Here is a 12,328-nt window from a genome sequence, read left to right on the forward strand (position 1 = left end):
GCATTTACCTAAAGAACGAACCAAGTTTATTATTTAAGGCATTTGTAAGCGCCTTTTCAATAATGGGCTGTAAGTTTTTTTGCAGTTGAGCTTGATTAATCTCAGCAGTAAATTGCTTATTTTGATAGCTGAGGTTATATGGAATAATTAAGCTTGGGGTGCCTTTGATATGAATCGAAAGTGGATAGTTTAATTCGTGCGTGCTTAAGTTCGCTTGTCCATAGCCTGTGACCGTAAATTCTGGGGCTTGCCAATTGATCGAAGTTGTCTTAAGTTGATTATTATCAACATTGCTTTGAATGCTAAGTTTTTTTAATTGCGTGCTTTTGTTTGGATCAGCAATGAGTTTGTCTTTGGTAAGAAGCGGTAGTAGCTGAGATTTCAATGTTTGAAAGGCGCTACCAATACCATTGCCTTGATCAATCGCGCTTAATAGATTGTGTGTTGAAGAAGCAATCGCATTAAGATCAATACCGATAAGGTTGGCACTTTGAGCGTTGATGCTAATGTCAGCTTTAGCTGCTGAGTCATTGTGTGAGAATGCAAAATCAAGTGCAAACGAATCTAAGTCGACTTTGAAGCCGTTAAGATTAATTATTTGTGCTAATGCAAGATGAGGTGCTGTGAATTGTCCCTTAAACGAAAGCTTAGGTTTAAGTATGATTTGACTCATATTACCTATAAGTAGCTGATCATTGATTTTTAGGCGAATATTATCAATATTGTTGAGCACACTGTTATTGCTTAGGTAAATACTGGGCACTTTAAGGCAAACGGGCAAGTTATTAAGCGTTGTTTGTATGCTTAAATCCGTAATTTCAGTGCTGTTAGGGTGTGGCGTTAACGTTAATTGAATATTTAACTGCTTGACATCGTTGGTTAACTCAGTGCTCACGCTATAGCGTTGATGTTTTTCGACGATATTCAAAAGAGGCGCTTTAAACTGTTGATGTGCGGCACTAATGTCACCGTTTTGTAGCGTTAACGACTCAAAAGGATTGCTCGGGTGGATAAAAAAATCAAGTGGATTGATTTTAATCGTGGCATTTTGCCAATGGCTTGTGAAGGTGCCATTTTGTGCGTTAATAGTGACTTCTTTAGCATTAAGCTGCATTGATTTTAGCGAGAAATCCAACACTCCATTAAGCATAATGTGGATGTTGCTGTCATTGTTTATTTTGCTATTGATCCAAGCTTTATAATCATTAGGGTTGAAAATAAATATCAACCAGATAAACATTAAAATAATCAACAGTGCAATAATGCCGAGAATACTAAGTAAAAGTTTTTTAATCACACACATATTCCTTCGTAAAAGTAAAAGATGTCAAATTCATTGCAGAAAGACCATAATTCTATTTGGCTTCGCGCATAATGTTTTTTATTATGTTGGGAATTATTTTAACGAATATTTACATAGCGCCAAGCGGATTATGACAAAAAGATCTATAAAATTATTTACATTACTTATTCCTATAACCTTATTAGTTGGTTGTGGACAAATGGGCCCTTTATATTTGCCAAAGGATGATACTGCGACTGTCGCAAAGTCCACCGAAACCTCTAATGCAACAAAGACAAGCGCTACAGCAGCGCAGTCGGCAGATACTAGCAATAATGATAAGCCATCGAATAAATCAGTTGATGCAACAAACAATGATGATAAAGATAAGCAAAGTGTCCAAAGCAATACAACATTACCATCGTCTAATGAGCAGACGACTCATGATGATGCAGAAGCTAAGCAGGATATACAAAACACCGAAAATCAGCAAGATCCGCAGGGTTCAAATAGTCTGCAAAATCAAAGTGAATAAAAGATAAAAAAACAACTAAAAAAATAAAAACAAAACAATTGGAGTGAGTAATGACAAAGAGGCTAACTGCTTTAGCTGTATTGATAGGAACACTTAATGTAACAGCAGTTTATGCAATGAGTCCTGATGACGCACAAACCATGGCACAAAAATATCGTGCCTTAGCGCAAAGCTATGAAGATTTAGCCAAACACTATCAGGCAATTGCCGATGCTGGTAGCGTTAAAATTAAGCAAAATGATACAGCACAAAACACAAAAACAGCTACTACGGCTACACAAGCGACAGATAGCGCAGCAGCAAATGCTAAAGTACCCGTTGCCAGTGCCGCAGTTCTTAGTCCTTGGAGTGATTCACTGCAAGAGCAGAAAAAACCAGTAGCTCAGTCAGTGCAAGCATCTAAATCAAGTGCAGATACTGCGGCAACATCACAGGCGCAATCTACGTCGTCACTTAGTAGTTTAAATCTGCCAGAAGGCATTGCTAATGATGATGCAGTATCACAGAAAAAGCCAAACATAGCCATTGCAGACCCTTGGAAAGGTACGAGCTTTGGGTTGGGTGGTAGCATTGTCACAGGGAACTCTGCAGCAACTAACTATAATGGTAATGCCAATATTAGTTATAACCCGATTATCCCATGGAAAAACACATTGGTGATGAGTTACTTGTATAATCGCGATGATATGCCCGATGGCAAAGGCGTTAAAACCAATAAGTTCCAAGCAACAGGAACGACTTCATGGAATTTTGATAAGAACAATGGTATTTATGGCAGGATTAACTACTTAAATGATCAGCTTGATACATACAGTTATATTTTGTCAGAATCTATCGGTTATCAGCGCCAGTTGTATAGTAATGATACGATGAGCCTTACATCATCGATCGGTCCGAGTTTAACGCAACAGAAAGTTAAGGATACTGGCGAGTTTTCCAATGCACCCGGTGCGCAAGGTGGACTTGATTATGTGTGGAACTTTACAGATACCTCAAGCTTTAAACAAAGCATTTTAGTCAACTGGACAGCGGATGATGCAACGACTTATCAGACGAACAGTACCTTATCGACAGAAATTTACAAGAATCTTATTTTGCAATTAGGCTTCCAAATCAATGGTAGCAGTTGGGCAAGTTCCAATAAGAAACGCGTTAATACCGTGACATCAACAACGATTGCGTATTCGTTTTAATTATATGCCCACTGCACAAATCATTGGCTATAAACCATGTGCCCGCCCACTTCGATTATGTAAACGCTGGCTGAGCGTAAGTCGAAGCCTTTATTGAAGTGTGATTACCCTTCGACTTACGCTCAGGGTACGGTGAGCCCTTTTGGGTAAATATTTTGTCAATGCGCAATCACTATTGGTTTGAAGACGCTTACATTTTAGCAACTTCGACTGTTTGATTATTAGATGATGATTGTGTGTCAGGTTTGTCATTAGAAGAAGCGTTATATTTTTCCAGAGTAATACTCTGCATCTGCACAATAATATTACTTGCCACTTGCGATTGTAGGCTATTGTAAATTTGTTGCTGTTGTGAGTTGTTGCTTAGCTGTTGTGTTGCATTCGTTGTATACGTTTGCTGTGCAGAGTTACTTTGATCTTTTAGGATAACTTGGTTTTTGCTATTCAAAATATCATAACTTACGGCATAGCTCATGATGTAGTCATTGGAAGATGCGCCACCCGTGATGCCGACTAAGCGACTACTTTGTGCGGCAGACTTAATGTGAATAACAATATTCGCCTTTTTGGCTGATGGGACGACTTCAGCACCAGTGGATGTGATCACAGAATTTAAGGCATTAATAAAGCCAAATTCACTACCATTGTAGCTGATATATACTTTTTGCATAAACTTAGGCATGCCTTCATTCCAACCGCGTAAGTGAAAGCCGCAGCCATAAATTAAAGTAGCAAACAATGCGACAAGTAATAATTTAAGATTAATGTTTTTAAAGCGTAAATAATGCATGATCCATTACGCTCCAATCACTAGATTCATTAATTTTTTCGGCACGTAAATCGCCTTTTTAATTGTTTTCCCTTCAAGAAATTTGCTGACCACTTCATCGGCAATAACCATGGCTTCAATCTCTTTGGCATTAAGTTCGCTGGAGACATCAATTTTGGCACGTAATTTACCATTGACTTGTACCACTAGAGTGAAGTTGTCACTAATAAGTGCTTGATCATCAATTTGCGGGAAGCCTGCATTTAAAATATCATCACCAAAGTGAAGCTCTGACCATAAGGATTGTACAATGTGTGGGGTAAATGGCGCTAATAAACGCAGCAAAATACTTACGCCTTCAGTGATAACAGCGCTGTTTTCGGCATTTTGTAGGCTATTAAAGATCTTCATGCATGCTGAAACAACCGTATTAAACTGCATCTTATCAAAATCAAAAAGCGCCTGTTTTAATACACTATAGATTTCAAAACGTACTTTTTTATCATCATTACTTAAGTTATCAAGGCTCAATGTGTTTTGTGGATCAATCTTGTCATGATTGCTATGAATATAGCTCCATATTTTCTTTAAAAATCGATGTGCTCCTTCTACACCTGAATCAGACCACTCAAGTGATTGCTCAGGAGGAGCAGCGAACATACTAAATAAACGCACGGTATCAGCACCGTACTGTTCAATCAAAGCTTGCGGGTCAACCGTGTTGCCTTTTGACTTTGACATTTTAGCACCATCTTTTAGCACCATGCCTTGTGTTAATAGGTTGGTAAATGGCTCGCTACTGGTGACAAGGCCCGCATCACGCATCAATTTATGGAAAAAGCGCGCATATAACAGATGCATAATTGCATGCTCAATACCGCCAATATACTGATCGATAGGTAGCCAGTAGTTGGCTTCATCATCTAGCATTTTATCAGCGGTTGGGCAGGTGTAGCGTGCATAATACCATGAAGACTCCATAAATGTGTCAAAGGTATCTGTTTCACGCGTGGCTTTACTGCCACATTGTGGGCAGGCTGTTTCGTAAAACTCAGGCATTATTTTAAGTGGCGAGGTAGCACCTGTTAATGTGACATCCTGAGGTAGTTTAACAGGTAGGTTTTCTTCTTTTTCAGGGGATATGCCACAATTTTCACAATGAATCATTGGAATAGGGCAGCCCCAGTAGCGTTGGCGCGAAACACCCCAATCGCGAATTCTGAAGTTGGTGGTGATCTCGCCTTTGTTATTGGTAATTAAATACTCGGCAATTTTGCTAAAAGCAGTATCAAAATCAAGACCATCAAATTGTCCTGAATTAATCAAAGTGCCTTTTTCGGTAATCGCGCCTTTGCTAAGGTCAGTGTTACCTTCAGTGGTTTCAATGACTTGCTTTAATGGGATGTTGTATTTATGTGCAAATTCCCAATCACGTTCATCGTGCGCAGGTACCGACATAACCGCCCCTGTGCCATAGCTCATTAAGACAAAGTTAGCAATCCAAATTTCAACTTTGTCACCAGTGATAGGATGTGTTGCATAAAAAGGTGTTTTAATACCAAGCTTTTCTTGTGTGGCAAGATCAGCTTCCATAGTCGAGGTTTGTTGGCATTGTTTAATAAACTTAGCAATTTCAGCACTATCTTCCGAAGCTTGTAACGCTAGCGGATGCTCAGCAGCAATTGCCAGATAAGTCACACCCATTAAGGTATCAGGGCGCGTGGTGAAAACATCCAGTTTAGTGCCATTGACATCAAATGTTACCGTTGTGCCTTCAGATTTTCCAATCCAATTAGTCTGCATGATTTTAACGGCATCAGGCCAACCTTTTAGTTTATCTAGATCTTGTAAAAGCTCATCGGCATAGTCCGTGATTTTAACAAACCATTGAGGGATTTCTTTTTTCTCAACAAGTGCACCTGAGCGCCAACCACGACCATCAACAACTTGTTCATTGGCAAGCACGGTTTGATCAACGGGATCCCAGTTAACTACTGAATTTTTGCGATAGACTAAGCCTTTGTTGTAAAGCTCAATAAAAAACCATTGCTCCCACTTGTAATAACTATCATCACATGTTGCAACCTCGCGATCCCAGTCATAACCAAAACCTAAAGATTGTAACTGCTTTTTCATATAAGCAATATTACTATATGTCCAATCAGCGGGTGCTTTTTGATGTTTGATAGCAGCATTTTCAGCCGGTAAACCAAAGGCATCCCAGCCCATAGGTTGCAATACATTTTTACCAAGCATGCGTTGATAGCGGCTAACGACATCACCAAGGGTATAATTACGCACGTGCCCCATATGCAGTGTACCACTTGGATAGGGCAACATCGACAAGCTATAAAACTTTTCTTTGTTAGTATCTTTAACGGCTTTAAAAGATTGATTGTCTTGCCAGAAGGCTTGGATTTGCTTTTCTAATTGGGTGAAGTCGTAGGTCTGTTGCATGGTGTTATCCGATGTTTTAAGTTTTAAGACGCGTTAACAAGTCTCTGTTAAATTGCCAGTATGTTAGCGAAATTTTTAAGAAACGACTAGTGTCAATAGTGTTTATCTTGCGTTGTAGTCATTAATGCTTTAACTTTTAGGGCGCAAAATATTAATAACAGCAGATGAAACAATACGTAGTTATGAGCACGTCAGAACGCTCTTTTAAAATAAAAAATTAATAAAAAGCTAAGGAAACAAGATGAAAGGAAAATATATAACATTATTAGCTTCAATGTCTGTAGCTACCAGTATCGGACTATCACAAGCAGCTACTGATCAAGCTTCAGTGAAGTCGTATAATGATCAAACAATTGCTAAAATGCATAAAGCGCAAAACCTGTACTCACCCGTTGGTTATTGGTTACAGTATACCGATGGTGATAAACAAGCACAGTCAATTTTACAAGTTTACAAAGGTAAAGATGGTAAGCTTGAAGGTAAGATTATTGTGCCTTTTGTTAATATTGTGGGTGACAAAGAACAAGTACCTGATGTTTCGTGTAAAAACTGCGGTAAGGGCGATGAAAACGGTTATAAATTTGACTATTCAAGTTATCCAAACAATCAAGTGCAAGGCTTGAAAATAATGTGGAATTTCAGCAAAGATGGTAACAAAGATGGATCAGATGGAGCGTTATATAAAAGCGGATCAATTTTGGATCCATCCAATGGCAAAGTCTATAGTTGCAAGATTCAAACACAAGAAAATGGCAAAAAGCTTTATGTGCGAGGTTATGTTGGTTTCTCATTATTTGGACGCACGCAATATTGGTATCGTATTGATCAGCAGGAAGCATTGCAATGCGCTAAAGTCTGTGGCTTAACTAAAGATGGGCATTATGCTTATGCTGACAAAACAGGAAAGATTACCAATGAGAAATTATGGCAGCAATGTTCAAAGATTACTTTAAAAGCCAATGGTTTGTGTAACTTTGGCGCTTAATTGTAAAGTTTGTGATCAAAAAATAAAAATTAGCTGTGTGCAGAATAAATAAAATTTGAAAGTGAGACCTTTTTTCAATAGAATCTCGTTTGAATTTTGGATTCTAAGGATTATGGAGTAAATACAATGAATATGACAAAAAAGTTAAAAACCAAATCAATTTATATGCTACCAGCATTGCTATCTGTTGGTTTACTCGCAGGCTGTGCTAGTTCAAGTAATGTTAGCTATGTAGATCCACAGGGTGTTGATACGACATCGATTAATTTCAACTCAACAGATTTGCAAACGACAACGCAGAAAATGGTTGGTGGCATGCTCGCATCTCCAGCGATTGCACGCATTACAGCGGGTGGTAAGCAACCAGTTGTATTCTTCAGTACGATTAAGAATGAAACCGCAGAGCATATTAATACAGGCATGCTTGCGAATACCGTGTCAACTGAGATTATCAATAGTGGTAAATTCCAGTTCACCGATATGTCGCAAGTCAAGCAAATGAAAGAGCAGATGGATTATCAATCGGAATCTGGTATGGTCGATCAAGCAACAGCGACAAAAATGGGTCAACAAATCGGTGCGCAATATATGATTTATGGCAGCATTGCCGATATGCAATCGATGAATAGTGATCAGCAGTCATTATTCTATTTGATTACGTTAAAAATGATCGATCTAAAAACAGGTATTATTGTTTGGCAAGATCAAAAACAAATCCGCAAAGTACAAAAGCGCAGCTCTTTTGGCTGGTAACCTACCAACACATAGGTCTCTATGTAAATATTAATTGCTGGCTTTACGCACTTTAGAAAAAACTATAATTTTATAAACACCCCGTCAGCCTCCGGCTGCCACCCCTCTTGCAAAGAGGGGAATTAGGCAAAGGTTGATTCTGTATTCCCCTCTTTGCAAGAGGGGTGCTTAAGCTTGCGAAGCGGGGTGTTGAAATAGAAAAAGTCCGTAACTTCAGTTAATTTTACTTTCTATAGTAAATAAGGACTTTTATGAAACTAAAAGCAATTGCTGCCACTTTGTTTATGATGGCAGGTGTTCATGTATATGCCACACAGCAAAATCAAGCAACTACCGATGCACGTACACCTGACGCAAAAACACAGCAGAAGGTGGAAACAACGCCTATTGAAAGCACAATAAATCAAGTAGCCGCTAAAGATACACCTATTTCAGAGGTGGAAGATCAAGATGATCGTACTGCTCAAGAAGTTATTATGGATAAGGTGGGCGCTTATATCGCTAGTAATGGGTTGAATTTTAATAACGAAGATACGCGAGTATATTCTGCTTACGCTAAAGTGGCTAAAAGTGATAATGATAATAACACGATGAATGCAACGACTTTACAGCTTGCATTTCAAGAGGCGATGTTAAAAGCGCAGGCTGAATTAGTAAACAGTGTGGTTAGTAAGAACTTAACCAAAATAGTATTTGAGAACCATCAAGATGATAGCTCAAATAAATATGACATTGACAATGATCAATTACCCGGAGGTGGTGATGGTTTTTGGAGTACGATGAGCTCCTTGTATCATAAGTATGTTGCGATAAAGAGTAATGATTTAGATAAAGAGTTAGCAAAACAAGGTGTTGACGCTGAGAAAATTGCTCAAGATCCGATGCTTAAAAAACAAGTGGCATTTCAGAAGATGTTGATTGAAGCGTATAAAAATGCTTATTTGGAAGTCGCAGGTTTGTTGCCGCTAAAGACATTTGTCGTGACTAAAGATAATCAGCAATATGTTGCAGTTATTGCGTTATATTCTGAGAAAATAAGGACTTTGGTAACAGATATTAAATCAGGTAAAGCATCAACAATACATTATCAAAAAGGTCTGAGTATCAATGAGGTTGTCAATAAATCAGCCAATGTGCTGAAAAATGATTTTGGCATTCGTATTGTCTTTGATGAGCGCGGTGAACCGGTTATCTTATCCTATGCGCAATTTGCTTATCAACGTCGTGGTTCAGCTAACTCTTTGGATATCGCAGTGGCGCAGGCACGTGCAGTTGCTGAAGCAAACTATGCTAATTTCTTAAACTCCTCAATGACGACCAGCCAGTTGATGAAACTAGGTAGAGAAAGTGCTGAGTATGTGTTTAGAAATCTCACTACGGGTAAAGAAAACATTAAATCAACAAATAACCTAATTAATATGCTTGATAGTGAAATTACAAACACGGCAAGCACGTCATTATCCGGTGTGCAAGTGGCAAAAACATGGCGTTATACACAAAAAGGCAATAATGATGCTGTTTATGGTGTTGTGCTTGCGTGGTCGCCAACAAGTATGCATTTAGCGCAGAGTGTTAAAGATTTTAATGGAAATGCATATAATCAAGCACAGCAAAAAGACCATGCTGATAAGACAAACGTGGCAAATAAACAAAATAAGCAAAACAGTAAAGCGATTGTGAGCGAGAGTGAAGACAATCCTTATTTACATCAGTTTTAAGTGAGAATTGATAATGATTAAAAAAACGATATTAGCACTTTCATTGCTGCCTGCTGTGCTTTTTGCGCAGGTGACGGAAGTGTCAAAAAATGTCACAGGCGTGGGTAAGACTTATGACAAGGCTTTAAAAAGCGCCTTAGTGCAAGCAGTATCACAAGTTAATGGTGTCGATGTGTCGTCAATTGAGCAGTCGATTAATAAAACCTTTGATGCGAATATTGATGCTAAAAGCAGTGATTATGGTGATTTAAAGGCAGATGTTAAGCTATCAAAAAGCTATGAATCGAGCATCAAAACCGCAACCAAAGGCTTAATCAATGGTTATGATGTGATTGATAGCAAAGAGGTTGATGGTGTATGGCAGCTAACAGTTGTTGTTAAAATGAGCGAATATCAAAGTGTTGATGAGCGTGAGAAGCTCAAGCTTTACTCGATTGCTTTGACACCTTTTCATTTCATGCCTGGATCAATTAATGGCTTAATTGGTTTAGAGCAAGTAAAACCAATGATTCAAGAGGCGTTGCAAAACCAGTTTGTCCAGTCACGCAAGTTTAATGTGGTCAGTCGCAGTGCTGAAGATTTTGGCGCATATAAGGATGAAATGGCAGTGCTGGAATCAGGGCATGCCAAGCCAGCTGAAAAAGCGCGTATTAAGCAGTTGATTGGTGCTGATTTTATGGTGGTTGGTGACATTGCAAGCTTTGATTTTTATCAAACTAAAAAAGAGTTTTATGGTGAGGATTTCAAAACATGGCATGTTGGTTTGGTCATTAACTATCGCGTCATTGAAACGGCAACGATGGCAATTAAATGGTCAGATAGTGTTAAAGTTTACTTGCCATCATCAGATGTTGCAAAAGAGATGAATTCAGAAAACACAGCAGTAAATGCCATCGCACAGTCTTTGTTCGATAAAGCAGGGCAACAAATTGCTAATGAAGTGATTGGGTTAATTTACCCATTGACGATATTAACCGTTCAGGGTGATGATGTATATCTTAATCAAGGGGGGGATCGCGTGCAGGTGGGTCAAAAATTTGAAGTCCACGCTAAAGCTGATACGGTAATCGATCCAAGTACAGGGGAGCATATTCCAATACAAGGTAAAAAGCTTGCTGAGCTTGAAGTGACGAGTGTGACGCCAAAATATGCAATAGCAAAAGTGCTTTCAGGTCAAGCTGATACGGTTGTTAGAGGTTTACAGGTTTATCCTATAAAGTAGTGATTTGGGTTAAAGAGAATGGCAAAAATAATTAAAAATAGCGGGTTAAGTCTATTCTGTGTTAGCACGTTAATGTTATCAGGGTGCGCGACTTTTTCAGCGTCCTATCCCAATAAAATGAAGCAAGTAAAGGCAGATGCGGCAAGTGGTAATATCCCCGAAGCACAAAAGGCATTTATTGATGAATTTGGTGATAAGCCGACAACTGATAACTTATATTTATTAGAGCAGGCGCGTTTAGCGCAACTAAATGGTAATCTCGCCGAGTCTAAGAAAGATTATCAAGCAGTCATTCAAACCGTGGCAACGAGTAAAATGGCAGCGAAAGTTCAAGTATCTAAAATGCTAGAGAATATGGGTGCGGTGCTCACCAATGATCGTGAGCTACCATTTTCAACCCCTGATTATGCAATGACATTTTTATATCCGTACCAGGCATTGAATTACTTATCTGAAAATGACCTAAGTGGTGCGCTTGTGGCTATTCGTCAATTAAGTAATGCGCAATATTGGACGTATCAGCAAAAATTAATGGCAGGAGACTTGCAAAGTAAATATCAAAAAGATACGAGCAAAGCTGGGGTCGATCAAAATAAGCTAGGGCTTAACAAATCGAGTGAAATCAATCAGATGTTTAGTGCGGTCAAAGATGCCAGCAATGCCTATGAAAATGGCTTTGGTTATTATCTGGCAAGTATTTTATATCAAGCATTTGATGATAATTACAATAATGCCTTTGTCTCGATCAAAGATGCCAAAAGGCTTTTGCCTGATAATCCTTATGTCTTGAGGACTTATAAAGAGATTGAGCGCGGTTTTAATGGCGGTGATGCTTATGAATCTGGTAAAGGGCGTTTGGTTGTGCTTTATGAGCAAGGTTTTGTCACTCCAAGAGAGGCATTTAAACTGCCACTTTTTTTAGGGAAGCTTGGTTTGCAGGAGGTTGCGGTAGCTTACTATCCTTCAAAGTATACTTTGTTACCTGCAAAAGATTTATATATCACACAAGATAAAAAAATCATCGATAAAGGGCAGACTTCATTGTTGGTGAATACCACGCAAATGGCAATGAAGTCATTAACTGAAGAGTATCCTGCGATTATTACCCGTGAAGTGATTCGTTTGGTCGTAAAATCACTAGCAACTTATGAAGCGAGTAACCAAGCTGGTGGTTGGGGCTTGTTAGCAGGTTCCATTTATAGCTTTATGACTGCACAAGCCGATGAGCGCAGCTGGTTGCTATTGCCTAATAATATTCAACTATTTGAGCAGCAATATACGCCAGGAAAATATACGCTAGATATTGCATTAAAAGAGACACCGGTTGACATTAAGTCGAATAAAACAACATTACTATGGATTGTAAATATGGGTGATTTCACGAAAGTATATCATTTTATTATTTAAAACTTAG

General features: G+C 38.7%; 10 protein-coding genes. 7 read left to right on the plus strand and 3 right to left on the minus strand.

Features of this window, described 5'->3' with window-relative positions; genetic code table 11:
- Positions 1-4 precede the first annotated feature (4 nt).
- Positions 5-1,297 (minus strand): hypothetical protein, encoded by a 1,293-nt coding sequence (locus tag F3D68_RS04330; RefSeq protein WP_151193237.1) that lies wholly within the window; start codon positions 1,295-1,297, stop codon positions 5-7.
- A gap of 136 nt (positions 1,298-1,433) precedes the next feature.
- Between F3D68_RS04330 and lptM the strand changes: the two genes are divergently transcribed.
- Together lptM and F3D68_RS04340 are read left to right on the plus strand one after the other, a co-directional pair.
- Positions 1,434-1,817, plus strand: a complete 384-nt coding sequence (lptM, locus tag F3D68_RS04335) for an LPS translocon maturation chaperone LptM (RefSeq protein ID WP_151193238.1) — start codon at positions 1,434-1,436, stop codon at positions 1,815-1,817.
- 50 nt (positions 1,818-1,867) lie between these two features.
- Positions 1,868-3,010, plus strand: coding sequence for a YdiY family protein (locus F3D68_RS04340; RefSeq protein ID WP_151193239.1), 1,143 nt, complete (start codon positions 1,868-1,870; stop codon positions 3,008-3,010).
- Between the two features lie 190 nt (positions 3,011-3,200).
- On the opposite strand, the gene lptE is transcribed toward F3D68_RS04340, so the two are convergent.
- Together lptE and leuS are read right to left on the minus strand one after the other, a co-directional pair.
- A complete protein-coding gene (gene lptE, locus F3D68_RS04345; RefSeq protein ID WP_151193240.1) occupies positions 3,201-3,800 on the minus strand; it encodes an LPS assembly lipoprotein LptE in 600 nt (199 codons plus the stop codon).
- A 6-nt stretch (positions 3,801-3,806) separates the two neighbouring features.
- Complete coding sequence (gene leuS, locus F3D68_RS04350) at positions 3,807-6,236, minus strand: leucine--tRNA ligase (RefSeq protein WP_151193241.1); 2,430 nt, start codon at positions 6,234-6,236, stop codon at positions 3,807-3,809.
- Between the two features lie 241 nt (positions 6,237-6,477).
- On the opposite strand from leuS, the gene F3D68_RS04355 reads away from it, so the two are divergent.
- From F3D68_RS04355 to F3D68_RS04375, 5 genes are all read left to right on the plus strand, one after another.
- Positions 6,478-7,221, plus strand: a complete 744-nt coding sequence (locus tag F3D68_RS04355; RefSeq protein WP_151193242.1) for a DUF2147 domain-containing protein — start codon at positions 6,478-6,480, stop codon at positions 7,219-7,221.
- Between the two features lie 165 nt (positions 7,222-7,386).
- Positions 7,387-7,974 carry a penicillin-binding protein activator LpoB gene (lpoB, locus tag F3D68_RS04360; RefSeq protein WP_318010180.1) on the plus strand — a complete coding sequence of 196 codons (588 nt, stop codon included), beginning with the start codon at positions 7,387-7,389 and terminating at the stop codon, positions 7,972-7,974.
- 251 nt (positions 7,975-8,225) lie between these two features.
- Positions 8,226-9,692 carry a DUF6844 domain-containing protein gene (locus F3D68_RS04365; RefSeq protein WP_151193244.1) on the plus strand — a complete coding sequence of 489 codons (1,467 nt, stop codon included), beginning with the start codon at positions 8,226-8,228 and terminating at the stop codon, positions 9,690-9,692.
- A 13-nt stretch (positions 9,693-9,705) separates the two neighbouring features.
- Complete coding sequence (locus F3D68_RS04370) at positions 9,706-10,914, plus strand: CsgG/HfaB family protein (protein WP_151193245.1); 1,209 nt, start codon at positions 9,706-9,708, stop codon at positions 10,912-10,914.
- An 18-nt stretch (positions 10,915-10,932) separates the two neighbouring features.
- Positions 10,933-12,321, plus strand: a complete 1,389-nt coding sequence (locus F3D68_RS04375) for a COG3014 family protein (RefSeq protein WP_151193246.1) — start codon at positions 10,933-10,935, stop codon at positions 12,319-12,321.
- Positions 12,322-12,328: the final 7 nt, after the last annotated feature.

The organism is Cysteiniphilum sp. JM-1, assembly GCF_008711525.1.
Classification (GTDB): domain Bacteria; phylum Pseudomonadota; class Gammaproteobacteria; order Francisellales; family Francisellaceae; genus Caedibacter.